Here is a 23,767-nt window from a genome sequence, read left to right as displayed (position 1 = left end):
CAAGAGTTGGTCGTTTTTTTAAAAGTTTTATAAAATACTTAGGGAAATATTTCACGAAAATGTTGACGATGAGCTTAATCCATGGTCAAGCATAATAAAACAAGTTTTTGGTTCTGTTTTATTAAAAGAGTATAATGGGAATGACGATTGAACATTATAATATAGGCGAACGCTATAATCCACGTGCGAGAGAAAAAAAATGGCAAGAAATTTGGGATGAAAAGAAAATTTTTCAGACTGTTCAAGAAGATGCTCGTGAAAAATATTATGTTTTAGAAATGTTTCCTTATCCGTCAGGCCGCATTCACATGGGGCATGTGCGCAATTATGCCATGGGGGATGTGGTGGCACGCTATAAAAGGGCAATGGGTTTTAATGTGCTTCATCCTATGGGGTGGGATGCTTTTGGTATGCCGGCTGAGAATGCTGCTCTGCAAAGTAAAGTGCATCCTAAAACTTGGACTTATCAAAATATTGCTGTAATGCGCGGGCAATTAAAGCAATTAGGGCTCTCTTTAGATTGGACGCGTGAATTTGCGACTTGTGATGTGGAATATTACCATCGTCAACAAATGTTGTTCCTTGATTTCTATCAAAAGGGGTTGGTTGCACGTAAAGTGGCTAAGGTGAATTGGGACCCTGTTGACCACACCGTTTTGGCCAATGAGCAGGTTGTTGATGGGCGGGGTTGGCGTTCTGGTGCGTTGGTGGAACAGCGTGAATTGACGCAGTGGTTTTTCAAAATTAGCGACTTTAGTGAAGAGCTCTTGGCTGGGCTTGAAGAGCTGGAGCAGTGGCCCGAAAAAGTTCGCACTATGCAGAAAAATTGGATTGGAAAATCACAAGGTTTGCTGATTCGTTGGGCTTTAAAGTCGGCGGGTGGTGTTGATGATGTTTGTGAGAAATTTGATGAGGTTGTTTGTTATTCAACGCGTCCTGATACACTGTTTGGCGCTTCCTTTTTGGCTCTGTCTGTTGATCATCCTATTGCACAAGCTTTGGCAAAAAAAGACAAAGCGTTGAGTGCTTTTATTGAAAATTGTCGGTGTGGTGGGACGACAACAGCAGCACTTGAAACAGCTGAAAAACAAGGATTTCTTACGCCCCTTTTGGCAGTTCATCCTTTTGATTCAACAGTACATATTCCTGTTTATATCGCTAATTTTGTGCTTATGGACTATGGAACAGGGGTTGTTTTTGGTTGTCCGGCTCATGATCAGAGAGATTTTGATTTTGCGCGTAAATATGATCTTCCAATAAAACCGGTGGTTTTGCCAAAAGGAGAGCAAGCAGAAGATTTTGTCATTGCTGAAACAGCTTATACGGGTGATGGTGTGATGATCAACTCCAGCTTTTTGGATGGTTTGACACCTCAACAAGCTTTTGAAGAAGCAGCCAAAAGGCTTGAAGAACAAATGCTCAATGGGCAACCGCAAGGGAAAAAAACAGTGCAATTTCGTTTGCGTGATTGGGGGATTTCGCGGCAACGTTATTGGGGGTGCCCCATTCCGATGATCCATTGTACATCTTGCGGAGTGATTCCTGTGCCGCGTACTGATTTGCCGGTTGTGTTGCCTGATGATGTTACTTTTGATCAACCTGGAAATCCTCTTGCACGGCATGAAAGGTGGCAGAATGTTACTTGTCCTTCCTGTGGTCAACCTGCCAAACGTGAAACCGATACTATGGATACATTTGTTGACTCTTCTTGGTATTATGCACGCTTTACGGCTCCTTTTGCGCAGGAACCTGTCGACAAACAAGCAATCTCTGAATGGTTGCCTGTGCAACAATATATTGGTGGAATTGAGCATGCCATTTTGCATCTTCTTTATGCGCGCTTTTTTATGCGTGCCATGAAATTGATCGGCCATGCGACTGTTGATGAGCCTTTTAAGGGGCTTTTTACCCAAGGTATGGTGGTTCATGAAACCTATCGGGATGATCAAGGGTGGGTTTCTCCAGCAGAAATTTCCATTGTTGAAAAGGATGGAAAACGACAGGCTTATAAATTGACTGATCAAAGTGAAGTGATGATTGGTTCGATTGAAAAAATGTCGAAATCCAAAAAGAATGTCGTTGATCCTGATGATATTATCGCATCCTATGGCGCGGATACTGTGCGTTGGTTTGTGTTGTCAGATTCTCCTCCTGATCGGGATGTCATCTGGACAGAATCTGGTGTTGAAGGAGCCCATCGCTTTGTACAGCGTGTTTGGCGCCATGTGGCTTTGAGTGCTTCTGTTTTAAAGGATGTGGCGCCTTGTGCAGGGCATCAGGGGGCAGCTTTGGAACTCTCAAAAGCTGCACATCGTACGCTTTGCGCTGTAGAAGATGATTTGGAAAAATTTGCTTTTAATCGGGCTATTGCACGCCTTTATGAATTCTTGAATATTATGGCACCGTTGCTCAACAAGATAGCAAGTGTTGACGATGAAATGAAAGCTTCTTTACGTCAAGCCATGGATTTTTTTCTTGCCATGATTGCACCGATGATGCCTCATTTAGCAGAAGAATGTCATGCTGCTTTAGGGGGAAAAACTTTAATGTCTGCGCTTGCTTGGCCTGTTTATGACAGCGCGTTAACCGTTGCGGAATGCTATACTTTGCCAGTACAAATTAATGGTAAAAAACGCGGTGAGGTGAGCGTTGCAGCAACTGCTGATGAAGCGATGATTAAAGAAGCGGTTTTGGCTTTAGATTTTGTAAAGGCGCAGCTGGTTGAAAAGCCTGTGAAAAAAATCATTGTTGTTCCAAAAAGGATTGTGAATGTCGTTTTTTAAAAGTTTGATTCTTGTTGTTTTAGCTGGTGTATTCACACTGTTGTGTGGATGCAAAGTTGAACCGCTTTATCGTCAAGAATTGCAGAGTGCAATGACAATGAATTCTGCTTCTTATGGGAATCTTGTTTCTGGGCAAGCTTCTTTGGGGCTTGCGCAAAAGCTTGCTTCTATTGTTGTGGAAGAGCCTTCGGATCGTTTTGGTCAAATGGTGCGCAATCATCTGCTTTTTCTTTTGTATGGAAATGGTGCTAAACCTTCTCTACCTGCTTATCGATTGGCATTGCAGATATCTGTATCTACAAGAGAATCTATGCAGATAGAGGTTGATTTCGAGAAAAAACGAAAAGGACGACCTTCTGTTGGAACTGTTATGAGCAGAGCTTCTTATACTTTGCAGGATATGAAAAATACTCTTGTTGCAAAAGGAACAGCAATGATGAATGCATCTTTTGACCGACTTCGTCAAGAATATGCAACGATGCAAGCAGAAGAAGATGCAAAAAAACGGGTTGCTGAAGAGTTGGCTGAACAGATTTTTTTGTTACTTTCAAAAGATCTTTCCAATAAAAACTCTAGATATTAAGCAATATTTTGTCCTGTTTTTTTCCAGTCGTTGAGAAATATTTGCAACCCTTTATCAGTGAGAGGGTGTTTGACTAGTGCTTTTAATATTGCTGGTGGAACTGTTGCAACGTCAGCACCACTGAGTGCTGCTTCTTTGACATGATTAACGGTGCGGATTGAAGCGGCCAAGATTTGTGTTTCAAAGTTATAGTTATCATAAATTGTGCGAATTTCATGAAGCAGTTCACTTCCATCATTTCCACAATCATCAAGTCTACCAATAAAAGGTGAAACGAATGTTGCGCCTGCTTTGGCAGCAAGTAAGGCTTGATTGGCAGAAAAACAAAGTGTGAGATTTGTTTTTAGTCCTTCTTTTGTGAGGGCTTTACAGGCTTTTAATCCATCGAATGTTAAAGGAAGCTTGATACAAATATTGTCGGCAATCTTTGCTAAAACAGCCGCTTCTTTCATCATGCTTTCAAATTCCGTTGCTGCAACTTCAGCAGAAACAGGTCCGCTAATGAGAGCACAAATTTCTTTTGTAACATCAAGAATATTGCGTCCTGATTTTAGGATAAGAGAGGGATTGGTGGTGACACCATCAACAAGGCTTAAATTCTGTAACTCTTGAATTTCTTCAATATTGGCGCTATCCACAAAAAACTTCATCTCTAACCTCTTCTTGTTAGCTTTTATCATATTTTTTGTTATGCGCTATTGTTGATTGCAAAAGCAAGAGAAAGAATTAATCTCTGTATAAAGAACAAGAATGCTATGATGTTAACCATGTACCCATTTTATATCGTTGCTCTTGATAAGGCATAGGGCTCATTGCGTACCAACATTTTTGCGTATTGGAATCTTTGCGTAGCGGTATTTTTATACTTATGAAAATAAGCTAGCATTATCACACACTTTGCTCATTTCCTATTTGCGATTGCTCTTGATATTTGAGAGAGCATCATAAGATACCTCCTTTTTTCAGGGGGGTACGTTTAACCTCATTTTTGATAGAAGTGAATGGATTTATTTTATCGTAAAACACCATTGAAGAAGGCATGTAAATTTTACATATGAAGTGTTTTTTTATGGTCAATACATTGATTTATTCTGTGTTACCCATTCTTCAACAATACGCTTTTGTGCTACTTGTATTGTTGCTTGATTCTCAATCAAGCTGAAAGATGTAGGCACGTGTTTTCACTTTTTGGCACAAAGCCAAGGTGAATATTGTAACGGTTCCATTTGCAATACTATTCTCCCTGTAATTCAAATCATAGGAGACTCTCTCATTGATAAGGATTTACAAATGTTCCTCGATGAGTTTGAAATGAGAAAAATTCATCGTACTGATGGTTTTTATTACAATAGGTATAATGATGATTATATTTTTATAAATCAGTTTGTTGAAGATAAATTGAGATATGAAGCGGTAAAAAAATAAACGTGTGTGTTGGGAAGAAGTTACACTATGGGATCGCTTTGTTGAAGAGCGCACTGACGATATCATGTTGAATGCTTAATAGTGATGCGCTTTATTTGCACAGAAGAAAGGCGCTAGTTTTTTTGCTATAAAGTTTTTTGTTATAGAGGATGAGATTGGTTCTTTTATTGACACTTTGGTGATGGAATGAGTGTTAAAAAGAATTTTTGTGAGAAAAGAGTTATGATAGGGGGAGAGATTGAATCCTGCAATGAATTTTATAAGAGTGTTTAAAGGTAAGGTTTAGACCTGTTGGTGTTTAAGAGGTCGTAGATTGGTTTAAAAGATGAATTCAAACATGATAGAGGAAAAGATTGTATCCGTATTGGTTCCTCTTCCTGTTGCTCACGCTTATAGTTATAAAGTTCCATCTTCTATGGAGGTGAATGTTGGTTCCTTTGTTCGGGTTCCGGTGATGGGGCGTGAGCTTTGCGGTTTTGTTGTGGATGTTGGAGAGAAGGCAGCCGATGGGCAAAGGTCTGGTTCGGTGGCGCGTGAAAAATTACGCTCTTTGCTTCATGTTTTTGATTGTCCCCCCTTAAAGGCAGAAATGATCACATTTTTGCGTTTTGTTAGTCGCTATACAATGGCGCCTTTTGGTCTTGTGGCGCGATTGGTTTTGTCTGTACCGGCTGCTTTAGAGCCGGAAGCTCAAATGCTGGGTTTGCGATATTGTGGTGGAAATGTAGAACGTCTCACACCAGCGCGATTACGGGTTTTGGAATTGGTGCGTAATGAGAAGATATGGACACGTTCTGGTCTTGCGCATGCGGCTGGAACTTCGGTTTCTGTTGTTGAAGGTTTAAAAGCGCTAGGGGTTTTTGAAGATATTATAGTTCCTGCTCCTGATCTTGTGGCAATGCCTGATCCTGACTTTTGTCCTCCTCAGTTGCAGGGAGCGCAAAATGAAGCAGCAACAATATTGCGGGAAGGTGTTTTATCTTCTCAGTTTCAAGTTTTTTTGCTTGATGGTGTTACGGGATCAGGAAAGACAGAGGTTTATTTTGAAGCGGTCGCTCAAGCCTTCAAAGGGGGCAAGCAGGTTTTAATTTTATTGCCGGAAATTGCTTTAACACAGCAGTTTTTAGATCGTTTTTATGCACGCTTTGGAGCTGCAGCAGCAGAATGGCATTCTGATTTGACGCCACGTCGTAGAGAACGTGTCTGGCGGCAAGTTGCAGAAGGGCGGGTGCGTGTTGTTGCGGGGGCTCGTTCAGCGCTTTTTCTTCCCTTTCATGAGCTTGGCTTGATTGTTGTTGATGAAGAACATGATAGCGCTTATAAACAAGAAGAGCGCATTTTTTACCATGCGCGTGATATGGCTGTTGCTCGGGGCTCTTTTGAGCATTTTCCTGTTATTTTATCTTCAGCAACACCGTCGATTGAAAGCCAAGCTAATGTTTTAAAAGGGCGTTATAAAAAGGTGCATTTACCTTCCCGTTTTAAAGAAGTAGCACTTCCACAGTTGCGGGTGGTTGATATGCGCCAAGGAGGGGTGCAAAAGGGGCGCTTTATTTCCTTTGCTCTTGAAAGGGCTTTAAAACAAACGCTTGATAAGGGCGAACAAGCTCTTCTTTTTCTTAATCGTCGTGGTTATGCACCTTTAACTTTATGCCGAATTTGCGGACATCGTTTTCATTGTACTGATTGTTCAAGTTGGTTGGTAGAACATCGTGCGCAAGGGCAATTGAAATGTCATCATTGTGGGTATCATGAACCACTTCCTCAAGCCTGTCCTGAATGTGGGACATTAGATCATCTCGTGGCTTGTGGACCGGGTGTGGAAAGAATTGCAGAAGAAACACAAATGCTTTTTCCTCAAGCGCGATCATTGATTCTTTCAACAGATCTCAAAGGAGGGATTGGGCAATTGCGAAGCGAATTACAAGCCATTGCAAATGGCGATGTGGACATTATTATTGGAACACAGTTGGTCGCTAAAGGACATCATTTTCCCAAGCTCTCTCTGGTTGGCGTTATTGATGCTGATCTTGGTCTTGCCAATGGCGATTTACGCGCAAGTGAACGTACCTATCAGCTGCTTTCTCAAGTTACCGGAAGAGCAGGGCGTGTGGGATTGAAAAGTTTAGGATTATTGCAAACTTATCAACCAGATCATCCTGTCATCAAAGCCCTACTTTCATGTCAGCCAGAAGATTTTTACACACGTGAGATTACAGCGCGTCAGCATTATCATTTGCCTCCCTATGGGCGGCTTGCCTCTTTGATTGTGTCTGCACAACAGCGCCAAGCAGCAGAACATTATGCGCGCGCATTGCGTCAAGCAGCGCCACGGGAAAAAAATATCTCGGTTATGGGACCAGCAGAAGCGCCTTTGGCTTTGGTTCGGGGGCGTTATCGTTTTCGGCTTTTGCTGCAAGGACAGCGCTCCTTTGATATACAAGGGTTTATACGTGCAATGCTTAGTGGTACACCCAAAATGCCCAGTTCTGTTCGGGTTCAAATTGATATTGATCCGCAAAGTTTTTTCTAAAACCAGTATCGCATAAAGTGAAGGTCTCTTTGCTTAAGATGCTTTACTTTAATATTATATATTTCAGAATAAGCATCCTAGCAGCAGAATATGATACATGTGCATTGCATTAAGCAGAGCTACGGGAAAAAATATCTTTGTTATGGAACCAGCAGAAGCGTCTCTATTATTCGAGGACACTATCATTTCGGCTTTTACTCCTTTTTTGTTTTAGGGACAGTACCCTTTTGATAGGCGGATTCTTTTTATAAGGGCGGATTATAGGGTCTGAAAATGCTTAGCTGTACACCCAAAATATCCAATTTTATACGGGTTCAAATTGATATTTATCTATGCTTTTTCTAAAATCAGTGCAATATAGTGCCATATAATATAGTGCCGTATAAAGTGAAGCTACGTGGGCTTAATGAAGGTCGTGTTTTTGATATTATTTGACCTTAAAACCTTATGCAGCAGCGTTCATAAGATGTATCAGCGCTGTATGAGTCGTACTTGCTTTTGTATGTTAGATTAGGGCGAGAGTATTGCATATATCTATTTTATTTATCTTTGACGAGCACACAGACTCATTTGGGAGCGTAAAGGTTAAAATGAGCATTTATCGTTGTCGTCCTTATTTATGGCTCTAGAATTTTCAAAAGCGCCCATAATTATAATTTTATAAATAATAACATATTGATTTATAGTGATAATATGCCGTTATTCGCTTTAGAAGCTCAACTATTTTAGGATTCTCTTATTTCAAATCTGTTTATATTGATCAATCAAAACCATTCGTTTGCATGTTACAGATGGGGGGAGCCTGTGTCGAGTGAAACTATATAAGAAAGGACTAAAATACCTCATCATCTCAAGTGTTAAGGGTTGTCGTAAAATTGGGAGATGGCAAAGTATGTGATGGTGCCAGCTTGTTCTTTCATAAGTGTGAAGATGAGGTTGCTCAATGGAGTTATCATTATAGCATTTATGGGTGCTGTCGTGAAATAGAGATTCTCCATTGTTTCATGCTTTTGTTACTTTCGTTCTCTAATGGGGGCACATTTTTCATGTAAAGCAGAACGTCCAAAACGGAATATTACAGAACATCTATTGTATTACTGTATTCATATGCTTGTTTAAACAAATGTTTTTCAGCATGCTCGAATTCATTTTACGATGTTTCTCGAGTGTAGAATGTAAAAGCTTTTATGAATGAAAACACCGCGTTAAGGTTTCCCATTTTTATTTCATAAAGGTATAAAATGGCGCCATTTATTATTTAGCTTTTAGGATTACGAAAGCTCTTGGTACTTGAGAGCGTTTATACGAGGTGTTTTTTCTTTAATCATTTCATTTTTTGTTTGTGATGGAGCAAGGGAGTGATTTTGATAGAAAGATTTGAAATAAGAGAATCTTTCGATGTTTGGGGCTCATCTGGTATGAAAAATGATACATTATCATTATAAATCAATGCATTGTATGCTTAAAGAGTGTGTTTACAAGAAAATATACTTGGTGAATTTTTTTAAAAGGAGTGGGTATTTGAAGAAAAAAGATCAATTTTTTCTTTAATTTTTAGGAGGATATTCATTACTTTTTTTCTTATCAGTTTGCAATAATAGACTTTTTCAGTCGCATTCGCATCTCGTTAAAGGTCTTGTGGTGATAAAGGGAGTGTTTTTTAGAGAAGAAGTGTTTTATTATGGTGGCAAGAGCATTTGAAGCAAAATCAAAGAGAGTGAAAAAATCGCTCAGAGAATGTCAAAAAGAGGCATAAAAAAACTGTGTTGCCATCTTGTATATCTAAAAAAAATTCTTTTCAAAAATATTTTGAATATTTTATTAAAATTTTTAAAAAGCAGCGATTTGTGGTGTTGCGAGTCGGCTATGTCTATGCTAGAAACCAAGAGGTTTTTGTTCTAGGTTTTAAGAAGAAGATTCTTAAGATTGAGAATTTCTGTTTCATTTCATCTGATAACTATCAGAGAGTCGCTCAAGGGAAAGAGGCGGTATTTCGTGTCGGATTCATTTTCTCTCATACCGCTGCCGTTGGTAGATCAACGCTATGCGCAAGCGCTTTTTGATTGCGTTCAAGAAGCTGGAAATGTTGAAAAGGTTGAAAAGGCAGTGGAAGATCTTTTGCTTGTTTTGGAGCAAAATAAAGATTTAAAACGCTTTGTGCTTAGTCCATTCTTTTCAGTTAAAGAGCAAATTAAGGTGATGCAATCTGTTTGTGCAAACATCAAATTTGCTGATAAAAACGCAGGTCAGGTTATTGGTAATTTTTTACGCGTTATTGCAACAAATCGTAGGCTTAGTGCCGTATTTGGTATTTTACATGCTTTTCAGCGTTGTGTTGCACGCGCTCGTAGGCAGGTTACTGCGCAAATTATTTCTGCGCGCCCCTTAAGTTCTCAACAAAGACAAGAGTTGTGTGAGGCTTTGGAAGGTGTCGTTGGAGGAAAAGTTTTGCTACACAGCATTGTGAATCCAACAATTCTTGGTGGATTAATCGTTCGTGTGGGGTCGTCTCAAATTGATACGTCTCTTCTCACAAAATTGTCTTCGCTTAAGCTTGCATTGAAAAAAGAGGTCAGCTGATGGATATTAGACCATCTGAAATTTCAAAAATTCTAAAAGAGCAAATCAAAAACTTTGACCAAAAGGCTGAGGTTTCAGAAATTGGTTGGGTTCTCTCTGTAGGGGATGGTATCGCTCGCGTTTATGGTTTGGATAATGTCCAAGCAGGGGAAATGGTCGCCTTTCCAAACGGTGTGCGCGGTATGGCCCTCAATTTGGAAGTTGATAATGTTGGTGTGGTCATTTTTGGCTCAGATCGTGATATTCGTGAAGGTGATTGTGTAAAGCGATTGGGCACTATCGTCGATGTTCCTGTGGGGCCCGCTTTGCTCGGGCGTGTGGTTGATGCGTTGGGAAACCCTATCGATGGTAAGGGGCCCATTAAAGCAACAGAGCGTCGTCGTGTTGATGTTAAGGCTCCTGGAATTATTCCGCGTCAGTCTGTCCATGAACCGATGTCGACCGGATTGAAAGCGATTGACGCACTTATCCCTATCGGACGGGGACAGCGTGAATTGGTGATTGGTGATCGCCAAACAGGAAAAACAGCGATTTTGCTCGATACATTTTTAAACCAAAAACCTTTTCATGAAAAAGGGGCTGGACGAGAGCAAGACAAAGTTTATTGTATTTATGTGGCTATCGGTCAAAAACGTTCGACGGTGGCACAATTCGTTAAAGTTTTAGAAGAACGTGGAGCGTTGGAATATTCTATTATTGTTGCAGCGACCGCTTCTGATCCAGCACCACTGCAATTTATTGCACCTCTTTCTGGATGTGCTATGGGTGAGTATTTCCGTGATAATGGGCAACATGCTTTGATCGGTTATGATGATTTGTCAAAACAGGCGGTGGCGTATCGTCAAATGTCTCTTTTATTGCGTCGTCCTCCAGGTCGTGAAGCTTATCCGGGGGACGTTTTCTATCTGCATTCGCGTCTTTTAGAACGGGCTGCGAAGTTGAATGCGGAAAATGGATCTGGGTCGTTGACAGCTTTGCCGGTTATTGAAACGCAAGCAAATGATGTTTCTGCCTATATTCCTACAAATGTGATTTCGATTACTGATGGGCAAATTTTTCTAGAGACTAATTTGTTTTATCAAGGAATTCGTCCTGCTGTAAATGTTGGTCTTTCTGTGTCGCGTGTTGGTTCTGCCGCACAAATTAAGGCGATGAAGCAAGTTGCTGGCTCGATTAAAGGTGAATTGGCGCAATATCGTGAAATGGCAGCTTTTGCGCAGTTTGGCTCTGATTTGGATGCGTCAACTCAGCGTCTATTGAATCGGGGTGCACGCTTGACAGAGTTGTTGAAACAGCCGCAATTTTCTCCACTTAAAACGGAAGAACAAGTGGTGGTTATTTTCGCCGGTGTGAATGGCTATCTTGATGCTTTGGCGGTTTCTGATGTTGCGCGGTTTGAGCAGGGACTTTTGGTGCTTTTGCGTAGTGATTATCAAGATCTCTTAAAGGCAATTGCTGAGCAAAAGCAAATAACAGACGAGCTGAAAGATAAGTTGATAACTGTTCTTAATACTTATGCGAAAAATTTCTCGTGATGAATTGATGGAATGCTTGAATGGCTTCACTAAAAGATCTTAGAGACCGTATCGCTTCGGTTAAAGCAACACAAAAGATCACCAAAGCTATGCAGATGGTTGCAGCGGCAAGGTTGCATCGTGCTCAAGAGGCAGCGCAGTCTGCGCGTCCTTATGCGAAGAAGATGGCTGATATTTTGACCAGTCTTGCTGCTGATGTAGATGGTGTTGATGCGCCTGCTCTTATGCGTGGTACGGGGCGAGATGATGTGCATCTCTTGGTGGTGTGTACTGCTGAGCGCGGTTTGTGTGGTGCTTTTAATGTGCAAATTGCTCGTCGTGCACGTGAACAGATTAAGGCATTGTTGGCATCTGGTAAAATAGTGAAAATTATCACTGTGGGCAAAAAAGGTGCGGATATTTTATCGCGTGATTACAAAGGTTTGATAATTGATCATATCGATTTGCATGCTGTAAAGCGCATTGGTTTTGCAGAGGCGGTGATGATTAGTCAACGGATTGTTGATTTATTCAATGAAGGCGCTTTCGATGTCTGTACGCTGTTTTATTCTGAATTTATTTCTGTGATTAATCAGCGTCCAACAGCTTTTGGCTTGATTCCGATGATTGCTCCAAAAGCAGCTGTTGAGGCAATAGATGTTGAGGAGCAAACAGATCATAGCAAAGGTTCACAATCAATTGTCTATGAGTATGAACCTGATGCGGCTTCTCTTTTAGAGGCGCTTGTGCCACGCAATCTTTCGGTGCAAATCTTTCGGGCTTTGCTAGAAAATATTGCTGGTGAAATGGGTGCCAAGATGACAGCTATGGACAATGCATCGCGCAATGCAGGTGAAATGATTAATAAATTGACGGTAGCTTATAATCGTCAACGTCAGGCACAGATTACGACAGAATTGATCGAAATTATTGCGGGCGCTGAAGCGCTTTAAATGGAAAAGGTAAGGATTGATGGTAAAAGCAGTAACCTCAAGCAAAGGAACAGAAAAAGGTGAAAAAAAGAAACCAGCTGTTCGTTCCGGCGTGAAAAAAGCCGCTTCGAAGTCTCAAGTGGATGTAACGGCTTCAGTGGATGTAAAGGCTTCCTCTGCGCCTGCGCGTAGTGCAGCTAAAGATACACCTGTAAAAAAAGATGCATCCGCAAAAAAAGAAGAGCGTGCACAAGGCGCTGTTGGTGAGATCAAGCAGGTTATTGGTGCTGTCGTTGATGTGCAATTTGAAGGTGAATTGCCAAATATTCTTAACGCTTTGGAAACAGAGAATTTGGGCAATCGCTTGGTATTAGAAGTTGCGCAGCATTTGGGTGAAAATACCGTGCGTACGATTGCTATGGATACCACTGATGGTTTGATGCGGGGCCAAAAGGTTGTGGATACAGGCACGCAAATTAGCGTTCCTGTAGGAGAAGCAACATTGGGACGTATTATGAATGTGATTGGAGAGCCGGTGGATAATGTGGGACCAATTCCTGCGACCAAAACGCGTTCTATTCACCAAGATGCACCTGCATATGTTGAGCAATCAACCATTTCAGAAATTCTCGTCACCGGTATTAAAGTTGTGGATTTGTTAGCTCCTTATTCTAAAGGAGGTAAAATTGGCTTGTTTGGTGGCGCTGGTGTTGGAAAAACCGTTCTTATTATGGAGCTTATAAACAATATTGCAAAGGCTCATGGTGGCTATTCTGTATTTGCTGGTGTGGGAGAACGTACACGGGAAGGAAATGATCTTTATTATGAAATGATTGAAAGCCGCGTGAATGTGAATCCAAAAGAGAATAATGGTTCAACGGAAGGGTCGAAGTGTGCCCTTGTTTACGGGCAAATGAATGAACCACCAGGAGCGCGTGCGCGTGTGGCTCTCTCAGGATTGACAATTGCAGAAAGTTTCCGTGATGAAGGACAAGATGTTCTCTTCTTTGTAGATAATATTTTCCGTTTCACGCAAGCTGGTGCTGAAGTGTCAGCGCTTTTAGGGCGTATCCCTTCTGCTGTGGGGTATCAGCCTACCTTGGCAACGGATATGGGGGCTTTGCAAGAACGTATTACCAGTACAAAAACAGGCTCTATTACTTCCGTTCAGGCAATTTATGTTCCTGCCGATGACTTGACGGATCCAGCGCCGGCAACGTCTTTTGCTCATTTGGATGCAACAACTGTTCTTTCGCGCTCTATTGCGGAAAAGGGAATTTATCCGGCGGTTGATCCGCTTGACTCCTTCTCGCGTATGTTGGATCCATTGATTGTAGGAGAAGAGCATTACACTGTTGCTTGTCAAGTGCAAACCATTTTACAACGTTATAGAGCGCTTCAGGATATTATTGCTATTCTTGGAATGGATGAACTTTCTGAAGATGACAAATTGCTGGTGGGACGGGCGCGTAAAATTGAACGTTTCCTTTCGCAACCTTTCCATGTTGCGGAAGCCTTTACTGGTTCGCCAGGGAAACTCGTTCCTTTAGAAGAGACAATCAAAGGCTTTAAAGGTCTTTGTGCTGGCGATTATGATGATTTGCCAGAAGCTGCTTTTTATATGGTTGGTTCGATTGATGAAGCACTTGAAAAAGGAAAGCGTCTCATGGCAGAGGCGTCTTAATAAGAAGCTTCTTGTTCAAGAGAAAACTGTCATGAATATTTTTCGTTAAAAAGGACAAGTCGTTGAAGAAAACAGAGAGTCCTTATATCGGGTATTGTGGAGACTTTTGTGGAAAACAATAGAGAAGAGCATTTTTTATTTGAGCTTGTATCGCCTGAAAAAATTGTGTTTTCAGAGCAGGTAGTGTCTGTTGTTCTTCCTTCAGCTTCAGGTTATTTGACAGTTATGGCGCATCATGCGCCATTGGTAGCAAGCATTGTGTTGGGTAGTGTGCGTGTTCGCACCTCTTTGGGTGAAAAATTGTTTGCTGTATGTGGGGGCGTTGCAAATATCACCTTTTCGGGCTGCTCTTTATTGGTAGAGCACGTTGTGGCTGTAGAGCATCTTTCTTTTGATGTATTGGAACAGCGGATTTTGCAGGTTCAAGCGACATTAGAAGGTGGGACAAGAGATGAGGATAATCACAAAATAGAGGCTTTTTTCCAGCAATTGTCAGCTGATGGTGCTGTGTTGATAGAAGCGTAGCAGCGTATACAGGAAAAAGGTGACATGAGCGGAAAAAAGAGTACGGTTGTGTTTGCTAAAAGGGGCGGAAAACCTTTTCCTCGTCCTGGTCGTGTTTTTGCAGGACCTTTGCCGAAATGTTTTGTTTATATTTTTGCTTCTCTTATTTTGCAATGGGCTTATGGTTTAGGGGCTAATATTGTTCAGTCTAACATTGTCCATCTTACGGGTGATTTTCACGCAACTTTGACCGAGACAACATGGTTGGTAGCGGCCTATATGGCGCCAAATGTGAGTGTAGCGATTATGTTGATCAAAATCCGCTATCAATTTGGGTTGCGTGCTTTTGCTGAATTATCAATCCTTGGTTTCGTTTTGGTTTGCGTGTTGCAACTCTTTGTTACGGATTTGCGTTCTGCATTGATTATTCGCTTTTTTGCTGGGATTGCTGCTGCTCCTTTGGCTTCACTTGCGCTGCTTTATATGATGGAGGCTTTTGCTCCAGCAAAGAAGTTTACTGTTGGTCTTAGTTTGAATTATATGAATGCGGCTTTAGCGGCACCTTTATCGCGTTTGATTTCTCCTGATTTGCTGGAAAATGGTGGTTTTTCTAGTCTTTCCGCTTTGGAAATGGGGTTGGTTCTCATCAGCTTGGTCTGTATCTATACTTTGCCTTTAACGCCTGTTGTCCGCAGTAAGGTTATTCAAAAGTTAGATTGGATAAGTTATGGTTTGATTGCTCTTGGTCTTGGATTAAATGCCGTGATTATGTCTGTTGGCATATTGTATTGGTGGTATGAAGCGCCATGGATTGGTTGGGGGCTTGCACTTGCTATTTTCTCGTTGGCTATTGCTATTATTATTGAGCTTAATAGAGAAAAACCGCTGATTGATTTACGTTGGATTTTCAGTAAAGAAATGGTTCAATCTGTTTTTATTTTATTGATCTTTCATGTTTTTTTGTTGGAACGGTCAAATTTGCCCGTAGGTTTTTTTAATCTTTTTGGTTTGCTTAATCGTGAGATGGCGCCCATGTATCTTGCGGTGACATTGGGTACTCTGTTAGGGGGGGCTGTTTGTGTCTTTTTTTTACGGGCGGGGCGTGAAGATTATTTTTATTTGTTATCTTTAGGTTGTTTGGCGCTGGGAGCTTATTTAGACAGTCGTGTAAACTATTTAACACGTCCGAAAGATATGATGTTGAGCCAAGGGTTGGTGAGTTTTAGTTATGCACTTTTTTTGCCTCCTGCTCTTTTCAAAGGGTTTGTGATTGCTGGTGAGCGAGGACCGCGTTATGTTTTGAGTTTTATTGCGGTTTTTTTGCTAACACAAGTGACAGGGGGATTGATGGGATCGGCTTTTTTTGGCAGCCTACAGTTTTATTTTGCCCATAAAAACTTTGAGTCCTTAACACAAAATATTGTTGTGACTGATCCGCTTATTTCTGGTGAGATGAATACTTTGTTTTCGCCTTCTTATGGTGCTTCTGTTCCCCATGGCTTGAGCAGTGAACAGGGTACTTCTATGTTGATAGAAAAATTTAAGTTAATAGCAAATATTTTTGCTTATGATGACGTTTTTCGGCTTTATTTTTATATTTCAATGATTGTATTCATTATTTTTCTTGTCACAATGGTTGTTAAGTCATGCTCTTTGCAGGCGTTAGAAAAGTAGAATGATGCCCATAGAAGAGGGGTGCAAAAAATGATAAAAGCATTACGGTCAAAAGCTACGATTGTTGCATTCTTGTCAGGTGTTACGGGTGTTTTGCTGATTTTGTGGGCTTGGAGACTTCCTCCTTTTGTGAGTAACATTCAAATAACGGATAATGCTTCCATTAAGGGCAATGTTACTCTGGTTAGTTCACAGATCTCTGGGGTGATTGCACGGATTTATGTGCAAGATTATCAACGTGTTGAAAAAGGAATGCTGCTCTTTGAGCTTGATGATTCTCTTCTTCGTCAGCAGCTTGCACGGGCACAGGCTGTTCTCGATTCAAAAAATGCAAAACTGGCAAGTATTGAATTGCAAGCTCAGATTTTACAGGGAGAAGTTAATGCTGCAGAAGCAGAATTAACGCGTTCACGAGCATTCTCTAATGTTGTTCCTGATAGTAAAAAGTTAGGCTTTGGTGATGCTGCAATTTCTGTTTCTCGCCCTCTTTCACAACTCTTGGCAGCCCTAGAAACAAAACGACAATTGCAAAAACAATTAAATCTTGAACGGCAAAGTTTACAGTCAGAAGTTTCGGGAGCAAAGGTGAGTGTTGAGTTGGCAAAACTTAATCTTGATCATACGAAGATTTTATCTCCTAGAACAGGCTATATTGGATTGGTTGGCGCTAAGGTAGGGCAATATGTTATGCCGGGTACGCAATTGGTCTCTGTTATTTCTGATGATATTTGGATTATTGCTAATTATAAGGAAACGCAACTTTCTCAGATGCGTGTTGGACAACCGGTTGTTTTTTCTGTTGATGCATTGAACAACAAAAAGTTAACGGGGCGTGTGGTTCGTTTTGCTCCGGCGACAGGTTCAGAGTTTTCATTGTTAAAAACAGATACGACAATTGGTAATTTTATCAAAATTGCGCAACGTATTTCAGTACGGATTTCTTTAGATCCTGGGCAGGAGGGGATTGAAAAGCTCATTCCTGGGATGTCTGTGGTTACGTATGTGGATACTTCGCAGCGGGTCGATTCTGGAGGATAAATTTTGGGTTTTTTCAGTTTAATTCTTGTGTCATTTACTTATAGCAAATGGGTATTCACATTGGAAGATTTCGTTTGGTTTTTTATAATACATCTTTTAAAGCTCTTAGGCTCCTTAATCTTCTATATCATGATGTAAAATAATGTTCCTTAAAATATTAAAGCGCATGCATCTTTACTGACTTCCATTTCTTTTGAAATAACTCAGTAGGGGGGATAGATGCAATGTTGAAAACTTTTCTTATAGTTTCTCACAACACTGTCCTTTGAGATGTGGTGCTACCGCGTGTTTTGAGGATAGGGGTAAGGAGACTGCCAGATAGAAAATTGGATAATAGATTGGTGGAATGGATGGAAAACTTATCTTTTGGAGGAAAGCGTAAAGTTAGGGGGAAAGATGTAAAGTTTATATTTTGTAAACTATAAAAAATGCCCGCTTTGAGTCGGGCATTAAAAGGGAAGGTTGTTGGTTGTGTTGTTAATTTTTACGGATCAGCAAGAAGCTTACTAAAACGACTCCTGCTGTTAGTGCGAGGGTTTTTTTAGGATTTTCTTTCGCTTTTTTCTTTAATTCTGCAGCATGTTCGTTGAGGTGATAAAGCGCGTGACGGCCTTTTTGTTTCCATGTGTTAAACAGCTCAGAAATGTTTTCAAAGTTATCATTTTGAGAACTCCAATGATTTACGGGGACCAGCTCTCTTTTTAATTGTGCTATACGTTTTTTAATTTTAGCATTTTTTCTATGGGGTGAAAATAGACACATTTATTGACTCCTTCATGTGTTAAATTGTTGTGTGACAGTTGGAATTGTGTTTGGGGTTTTGCTATAACGGCTTGAAAATTGAAAGGTTGCATTGATAATGCCGCGCGTGGGTGAGATGAGAATTAAGAGTTTGGTTTTAATGAGGCATTTCTTAATGTGCTCGAGTTCATTTCGTGATGGTGTTTGTTAAGGATTTAAGGTAAAAATTTTTACAAAATGGTGTAAAATTCATTCTATCATCTTTATTTCATAAAGATGTAAGTCGGTGTCTTCATTTTTTTGTTTGTTTAAAGTGTTGGGATAGCTTTTGGCACTTGAAATAGTTTATAAGGAATTTTTATCTACTTGTTCTTTTGTGGCTTTAGGGAGTGGTATTGATTCAATTAAGAAGATTTAAAATGAGAAAATCTTACGATATTTGGGGTTGCCATTCAAATTTGTAAAAAATTGATTATTATAAATCAATGTGTTGGATTAATTGGGCGGTGTCTTTCATGCATTTTTAAAAATTGCGCTTTGATAGGTGTTATCTGTTGTGTTGTAAAGCACTGTTTTGCGATGACGTGGATGTAAGGTATCGGCATGCAACTTAAAAATACAGTATTGTCTCTGTTTGGTTTCAGTTTCTTTTTGAATCAACCAAGTGTAGAAGTATAAACTTGAACAGAAGTAGTAGAACTTATCCGGTGCGTCTATAGGATGAATCGCACCTATGAGTTGAATTGCATCAGTGGTTAGTAGGTGGAACCTTTTGAGAGTAATCTGTTAAGATTGGGGGGCGGTGTAATTTTCGTCCTTTGAAGCGTGGAGGAAGTCAATGTAAATGATGATTGATAGCGCAGGTTTTAAAAATTTGAGGACTTGATGAGTACGACCTATTTTTTATCTAAACCACTTGAGCGTCGTCGATCTGTTGGTGTTGCTGTTGGTGATGTGATCATTGGGGGGCAGAGCCCGATAGTTGTACAGTCAATGACCAATACGGATACAGCTGATGTTGATGCAACTGTTGCTCAAGTGGCTGCTCTTTGGCAAGCTGGTTCACAATTGGTTCGGATTACTGTTGATCGTGATGAAGCGGCGGCAGCTGTACCAAAAATACGGGAGCGATTGGAGAGGTTAGGATTTTTTGTACCCTTGGTTGGGGATTTTCATTATATTGGACATAAGCTTTTATCTGATCATCCTGCGTGTGCTGAGGCGCTTGCAAAATATCGCATCAATCCTGGAAATGTTGGTTTTGGCGCAAAAAAAGATCGTCAATTTGCAGAAATTATAGAGATTGCTTGTCGGTATCATAAACCTATTCGCATTGGCGTGAATTGGGGCTCTCTTGATAATGCATTGTTAACACGGCTTATGAATGAAAATGCACAGCAAGAAAATCCTTTATCGGTTGCTGAAGTGATGCGGGAAACTGTTGTGCAGTCTGCTCTGCAATCGGCTCTTTGCGCTGAAGAGATGGGGTTGGGACGTGATAAAATTATTCTCTCTGCTAAAGTGAGTGATGTCCAAGATCTTATTGCTGTTTATACCACCTTGGCGGCGCGTTGTGATTATGCTCTTCATTTGGGATTAACGGAAGCTGGGATGGGAACAAAGGGCGTTGTTGCTTCTTCGGTGGCTTTGGGCATTTTATTACAACAAGGGATTGGCGATACAATACGAATTTCCTTAACACCAAAACCTGGTGGTGATCGGACACGAGAAGTAAAGGTGGGGCAAGAACTTTTGCAAGTAATGGGTTTTCGGCAATTTTTGCCTGTGGTTGCGGCTTGTCCTGGTTGTGGGCGCACAACCTCAACGGTCTTTCAACAATTGGCGCAAAAAATTGAAGCAGATTTATACAAAAATATGCCTGTTTGGCGTGAAAAATACCCTGGCGTTGAAAGTTTGAAGGTTGCCGTGATGGGATGTATCGTCAATGGACCGGGGGAGTCAAAACATGCAGATATTGGAATCTCTTTGCCTGGAGTGGGGGAAAGTCCTGCGGCACCTGTTTTTATTGATGGACAAAAGGTAAAAACTTTGCGGGGTGATCACATTGCTGAAGAATTTGAAGCGCTTTTGAGTGATTATATTCATACACGCTTTGGACAGGGTTGAAATAAATTCTTGGAGTGCATTTTTTCTTCATTAAAGGCTGTGTTTTTGCTTGTAAATCAATATTCAGTCCTCATTGTGGTTGCATGTTGAGAACAAGATGATCGTTCATAAATTGAGGCGCTTCTTCATTGTTTTCAAGTATTTCTCTTTGATAATACTGTCTTCAAACAGATCCAATAGAAAACTAAACGTGACATTATTTCCAGCAATTTTCAGAATATCAAATTGATAGGATTGGAGTTCTATATAGCGGCTATTGCCATATTTGTTATAAAATTTAAGCTTTTATCTTTATATAAAAGGATGTATTGACACCTTTCGTGGTGTTATTGGGGAATAGATGACAAATATATTAGCGTTTGGATTTTTATTTAACGGTATAAGAATTTTAACAGGTGCCTTTATTGTATTTTATATGCTTGAAAAAGGGCTAACTCTTATTGATATCGGGATCATTAAGTCGTTTCAGGCTTTTATTATGATGGTTACAGATATTCCTCTGGGATATTTTGCCGATAGAAAAAGTTATAAAATATCTATCGTTTTGGCAGCGGCTTTTGCTGCTACATGGCTATGTCTCATGGGATTTTCTACAAGCTTTTATGGTTTTCTTTTGGCAGAATCTTTTAATGCCTTATCGCTGACATTGATTGCTGGCGCCTATAATGCTTTACTTGTTCAATATGCAAAAGCAAAATTGACATCGACTAAAAAAGTGCTTGGTTCTAGCTCTCAATATAATTACATCGGCATGTTTATATTCAGTTTAATCGGCGCATATTTTGCTGATTATTCTAGCCAATATATATGGTATATCGCGGCGTTTTTAATGTTGATGACAACACTATTTGGTTTGTTTTTTCTTGATGACCTGAAAGGAGAAAAACAACCAAATAAAGCGAATTCTCTCATTTATGATGCTAAAGAGATGTTGTCTATTTTTATTAAAGTTCCTTATATCTCTTTATGCTTTTATTTTTCACTGATCTTTTTCAATATATTCTCGCAGTATTGGCAGTGGATATTTAAAGATCATAATATTAATGTCACTTATTTTGATCTTGGTGTGACATTTTCACTGATATTGCTCTCTCAGCTCTTGGCTAGTTTTCTCTTTACAAAACTAAGTGAAAGAGTGAATTTTATTTTAATACTGTTTCTTTCGGCTTCACTGATTTTTACAATGGTTTTCTTTGAGCCAAGAAAAGAAATTGCTGTTATTTTAGTCTGTATGATTTTTTACTTAATTAAGTATACATATCTTCGTGTAGAAGTTATTTTGCACGATAGTATTAGTGATCATTTCAGGGCTACATATGAATCTTTTTTGTCAACCGTTGGGAGATTTAGCTTATTGGTATTTTTTTACATGAGTGCGTATATGGTCAATATATTTGGCTTTTTCTCACTCGTTTATATTTTTGCTATTTATTTATTGATTTACTTGTTGACGGTATTTTTTTTAGAAGGAACTCTCAAAAAAGTTCAGTGAGAATATTAACTTATTACGATACGTGTTTTATAGGGTTTCATAGTGGAGCAAGGCTTTTATTTATTAAGGCGCATCGTTGTTTTGCATGTTGAATGAGAAAGCTGAATAGTGTCAGTTATTCTTATTTAAAATCTATGTATGTTGAAGCAATCAAAGTCATCTGCTTATACGTTATAAGTGGGCATGGCATAACAATCATTAAAAAGGAAATAAAAATGCTTCTCATGAATATTGTGTCAAGAGTTGCTGACAAGATTGGACGCTGATAAAGAAAATGATTGTGCCGGATTATATGCTTATTAAGGAATGGTGATTGCGCATTATTTCACATTTTCTTTTTTCATTCTTTAATGGAAGGCACTTTTCATGCAAAATAGGATACCCAGAATACACTTGTGTTATAAATTCACGCGGCTTGTTTTAATGAAATTCCTCTCAAGATTTGTCGCATCCATTTCATGATAAGGACTATAATGGAGATTAATGGTAACGTTTCTTTGAAAAGTCTATTATGCATTTAACAAAGATGACGATTTACACTATGTGCAATAGGGTGGATGAAGTTTAATTTTTGCGTAGTGCACTAAAGTGTGCTGCTTGTTGGAGCGGGAGTGCTTTAGCGCCAAAAGGATGTAAGAATGCTTCTGCTTTACTGATGAGTGTATCTCGCTTTTTTTGGGTTTCTTCAATGCCGTAAAGATGAACAAAAGTTGCTTTTTGTGCCGTTTCATCTTTCCCAGCCGTTTTTCCTAGGGTTTGCGTGTTGGCGGTGACATCAAGAAGGTCATCGGTTAATTGAAAGGCTAAACCAAGATAGGTACCAAAATCAGTAAGCTTTTCGGTTAATTCTTTAGATGCATTGCCAATGATGGCGCCTGCTTGGCAAGCAAAGCTTATCAGGGCTGCTGTTTTCATGCGTTGTAGAGTGGTGATGTCAGTACTTTCTTGCGGTCTTTTTTCAGCTTCGAGGTCCAGCATTTGTCCACCTAACATACCGCCAAGTCCTGCCGATTGTGCAAGAGACGTGATCAGCTTTATTCTAATGTCTGTCGATAGAGTACTGGCTTTATGGGCAATGATTTCAAAGGCAAATGTTAAGAGGGCATTGCCTGCTAGAATTGCTGTTGCTTCATCAAATGCTATATGGACGGTGGGTTTTCCACGCCGGAGTATATCGTTATCCATAGCGGGAAGATCATCATGAATGAGCGAATAACAATGGATACATTCTAAGGCACATGCAACATCAAGAGAATGTTCTACAGGAACATCAAAAAGTGCAGCACTTTGAATCACAAGAAAAGGACGCAGGCGTTTTCCACCGTTCAGCACACCATAGCGCATGGCTTTGATTAAGTTTTTAGGGCGTGAAATTTCACCATTTTGGATTTGATCACTTAACAGGGTATCAAGCCGCTTTTCAACGGTGTATCCATGTTTTGCAAGAAGGGTGGTAAATTCGTGCATTCTTGCTTCCTTTGTTTTTACAAAAATGAAATTATGAAGTTTAAAAAGAAAGGTTGTCGCTTTTTCTTTTTTTCATAAATTGGCGTCGTTTTTTATTAAAATCAATTTCTCTTTTTATCCGTATCTCTATTGTATGCGCAAATCCCTTTTTAAACTAAATAAAAATTGAATGAAGGTCTTATAAAAAAGATTTCATTGGTGTATAAAATTCTCAAATTTTGCGGTGTTTTGGATATTCATTTGATCATTTTGACACCATTTTTGATGAAAAGAAGGTCATTTTGGTAAGAGGAGGGTCATTTTGACATTGCCTCTTCTTTTTTATCAGTGTATAATATCCTCAAATTTTATGGTGTTTTTAAATGAAGCATTGTCATTTTTGACATTGCTTTTTCTGTTTTAATGGATTTGGAGTGTCTTTTTATGGCTGTACCTAAACGAAAAACCTCTCCAGCGAAGAGGGGCATGCGCCGTTCGGCTGATGCTCTGAAGGCGCCGACTTATATCGAAGATAAAAATTCTGGTGAATTACGTCGTCCTCATCACATTGATTTGAAAACGGGAATGTATCGCGGGCGTTCCGTTTTAGTGGTTAAAGACTGAGCGTTTTATCTCTTTTCCAGTAGTAAGCTTCTTTTGATTCATGAGTGAATGCACGTTTGTGGCGTGCATTTTCGCTTTAAGATGAAT

16 protein-coding genes are annotated in these 23,767 nt (G+C 39.9%); 13 read left to right on the top strand and 3 right to left on the bottom strand.

Features of this window, described 5'->3' with window-relative positions; translation table 11 throughout:
• Positions 1-140 precede the first annotated feature (140 nt).
• Positions 141-2,783 (top strand): leucine--tRNA ligase, encoded by a 2,643-nt coding sequence (gene leuS / locus ACFIKJ_RS02910; RefSeq protein ID WP_375670249.1) that lies wholly within the window; start codon positions 141-143, stop codon positions 2,781-2,783.
• On the top strand, positions 2,770-3,366 hold the full coding sequence (gene lptE / locus ACFIKJ_RS02905) for an LPS assembly lipoprotein LptE (protein ID WP_375670234.1): 597 nt from the start codon (positions 2,770-2,772) through the stop codon (positions 3,364-3,366). The genes leuS and lptE overlap by 14 nt, the downstream gene beginning before the upstream one ends.
• Here lptE and fsa read toward each other — a convergent pair.
• Complete coding sequence (gene fsa, locus ACFIKJ_RS02900) at positions 3,363-4,016, bottom strand: fructose-6-phosphate aldolase (protein ID WP_375625222.1); 654 nt, start codon at positions 4,014-4,016, stop codon at positions 3,363-3,365. The genes lptE and fsa overlap by 4 nt on opposite strands.
• A 1,112-nt stretch (positions 4,017-5,128) precedes the next feature.
• On the opposite strand from fsa, the gene ACFIKJ_RS02895 reads away from it, so the two are divergent.
• From ACFIKJ_RS02895 to ACFIKJ_RS02860, 8 genes are all read left to right on the top strand, one after another.
• Entirely contained in the window at positions 5,129-7,324 is a 2,196-nt protein-coding gene (locus ACFIKJ_RS02895; protein WP_375653575.1) for a primosomal protein N', read from the top strand.
• A 1,995-nt stretch (positions 7,325-9,319) separates the two neighbouring features.
• Positions 9,320-9,904 (top strand): ATP synthase F1 subunit delta, encoded by a 585-nt coding sequence (gene atpH / locus ACFIKJ_RS02890; RefSeq protein ID WP_375626606.1) that lies wholly within the window; start codon positions 9,320-9,322, stop codon positions 9,902-9,904.
• Positions 9,904-11,439, top strand: coding sequence for a F0F1 ATP synthase subunit alpha (gene atpA, locus ACFIKJ_RS02885; protein WP_375625226.1), 1,536 nt, complete (start codon positions 9,904-9,906; stop codon positions 11,437-11,439). The genes atpH and atpA overlap by 1 nt, the downstream gene beginning before the upstream one ends.
• A gap of 20 nt (positions 11,440-11,459) precedes the next feature.
• The gene (locus ACFIKJ_RS02880; protein ID WP_375625227.1) at positions 11,460-12,371 is read left to right on the top strand and encodes a F0F1 ATP synthase subunit gamma; all 912 of its coding nucleotides are present in this window, start codon (positions 11,460-11,462) and stop codon (positions 12,369-12,371) included.
• A gap of 19 nt (positions 12,372-12,390) precedes the next feature.
• Positions 12,391-14,034, top strand: a complete 1,644-nt coding sequence (gene atpD, locus ACFIKJ_RS02875) for a F0F1 ATP synthase subunit beta (protein ID WP_375670233.1) — start codon at positions 12,391-12,393, stop codon at positions 14,032-14,034.
• Positions 14,035-14,142: 108 nt separating this feature from the next.
• Entirely contained in the window at positions 14,143-14,559 is a 417-nt protein-coding gene (atpC, locus tag ACFIKJ_RS02870) for an ATP synthase F1 subunit epsilon (protein WP_375625229.1), read from the top strand.
• A 24-nt stretch (positions 14,560-14,583) separates the two neighbouring features.
• Entirely contained in the window at positions 14,584-16,212 is a 1,629-nt protein-coding gene (locus tag ACFIKJ_RS02865; protein ID WP_375625230.1) for an MFS transporter, read from the top strand.
• A 30-nt stretch (positions 16,213-16,242) separates the two neighbouring features.
• Complete coding sequence (locus tag ACFIKJ_RS02860; protein WP_375625231.1) at positions 16,243-17,250, top strand: HlyD family secretion protein; 1,008 nt, start codon at positions 16,243-16,245, stop codon at positions 17,248-17,250.
• A gap of 477 nt (positions 17,251-17,727) precedes the next feature.
• Here ACFIKJ_RS02860 and ACFIKJ_RS02855 read toward each other — a convergent pair whose 3' ends face one another.
• Positions 17,728-18,012, bottom strand: coding sequence for a hypothetical protein (locus ACFIKJ_RS02855; RefSeq protein WP_375625232.1), 285 nt, complete (start codon positions 18,010-18,012; stop codon positions 17,728-17,730).
• 864 nt (positions 18,013-18,876) lie between these two features.
• Between ACFIKJ_RS02855 and ispG the strand changes: the two genes are divergently transcribed.
• Together ispG and ACFIKJ_RS02845 are read left to right on the top strand one after the other, a co-directional pair.
• Complete coding sequence (gene ispG, locus ACFIKJ_RS02850; protein WP_375625233.1) at positions 18,877-20,118, top strand: flavodoxin-dependent (E)-4-hydroxy-3-methylbut-2-enyl-diphosphate synthase; 1,242 nt, start codon at positions 18,877-18,879, stop codon at positions 20,116-20,118.
• A 340-nt stretch (positions 20,119-20,458) separates the two neighbouring features.
• The gene (locus ACFIKJ_RS02845; protein WP_375670232.1) at positions 20,459-21,610 is read left to right on the top strand and encodes an MFS transporter; all 1,152 of its coding nucleotides are present in this window, start codon (positions 20,459-20,461) and stop codon (positions 21,608-21,610) included.
• A gap of 564 nt (positions 21,611-22,174) precedes the next feature.
• On the opposite strand, the gene ACFIKJ_RS02840 is transcribed toward ACFIKJ_RS02845, so the two are convergent.
• Positions 22,175-23,077 (bottom strand): polyprenyl synthetase family protein, encoded by a 903-nt coding sequence (locus tag ACFIKJ_RS02840; protein ID WP_375626595.1) that lies wholly within the window; start codon positions 23,075-23,077, stop codon positions 22,175-22,177.
• A 423-nt stretch (positions 23,078-23,500) separates the two neighbouring features.
• Here ACFIKJ_RS02840 and rpmF point away from each other — a divergent pair, with 423 nt between their 5' ends.
• The gene (rpmF, locus tag ACFIKJ_RS02835) at positions 23,501-23,680 is read left to right on the top strand and encodes a 50S ribosomal protein L32 (RefSeq protein ID WP_005774555.1); all 180 of its coding nucleotides are present in this window, start codon (positions 23,501-23,503) and stop codon (positions 23,678-23,680) included.
• Positions 23,681-23,767: the final 87 nt, after the last annotated feature.

Origin of the sequence: Bartonella sp. PS7NMGDW, from assembly GCF_042193585.1 — a bacterium.
Lineage (GTDB): Bacteria > Pseudomonadota > Alphaproteobacteria > Rhizobiales > Rhizobiaceae > Bartonella > Bartonella grahamii.
The sequence above is the reverse complement of the archived record's forward strand: the minus strand, read 5'-3'. Positions and strand labels throughout refer to the sequence as shown.

Excerpts from the sequence above, each read along its gene's own strand:
- ACFIKJ_RS02895 (WP_375653575.1), top strand. The coding sequence starts at position 5,129 with ATGATAGAGGAAAAGATTGTATCCGTATTGGTTCCTCTTCCTGTTGCT.
- ACFIKJ_RS02840 (WP_375626595.1), bottom strand. The coding sequence starts at position 23,077 with ATGCACGAATTTACCACCCTTCTTGCAAAACATGGATACACCGTTGAA.
- ispG (WP_375625233.1), top strand. The coding sequence starts at position 18,877 with ATGAGTACGACCTATTTTTTATCTAAACCACTTGAGCGTCGTCGATCT.
- atpD (WP_375670233.1), top strand. The coding sequence starts at position 12,391 with ATGGTAAAAGCAGTAACCTCAAGCAAAGGAACAGAAAAAGGTGAAAAA.
- rpmF (WP_005774555.1), top strand. The coding sequence starts at position 23,501 with ATGGCTGTACCTAAACGAAAAACCTCTCCAGCGAAGAGGGGCATGCGC.
- lptE (WP_375670234.1), top strand. The coding sequence starts at position 2,770 with ATGTCGTTTTTTAAAAGTTTGATTCTTGTTGTTTTAGCTGGTGTATTC.
- ACFIKJ_RS02860 (WP_375625231.1), top strand. The coding sequence starts at position 16,243 with ATGATAAAAGCATTACGGTCAAAAGCTACGATTGTTGCATTCTTGTCA.
- fsa (WP_375625222.1), bottom strand. The coding sequence starts at position 4,016 with ATGAAGTTTTTTGTGGATAGCGCCAATATTGAAGAAATTCAAGAGTTA.
- ACFIKJ_RS02865 (WP_375625230.1), top strand. The coding sequence starts at position 14,584 with ATGAGCGGAAAAAAGAGTACGGTTGTGTTTGCTAAAAGGGGCGGAAAA.
- leuS (WP_375670249.1), top strand. The coding sequence starts at position 141 with ATGACGATTGAACATTATAATATAGGCGAACGCTATAATCCACGTGCG.
- ACFIKJ_RS02855 (WP_375625232.1), bottom strand. The coding sequence starts at position 18,012 with ATGTGTCTATTTTCACCCCATAGAAAAAATGCTAAAATTAAAAAACGT.
- ACFIKJ_RS02880 (WP_375625227.1), top strand. The coding sequence starts at position 11,460 with ATGGCTTCACTAAAAGATCTTAGAGACCGTATCGCTTCGGTTAAAGCA.
- ACFIKJ_RS02845 (WP_375670232.1), top strand. The coding sequence starts at position 20,459 with ATGACAAATATATTAGCGTTTGGATTTTTATTTAACGGTATAAGAATT.
- atpA (WP_375625226.1), top strand. The coding sequence starts at position 9,904 with ATGGATATTAGACCATCTGAAATTTCAAAAATTCTAAAAGAGCAAATC.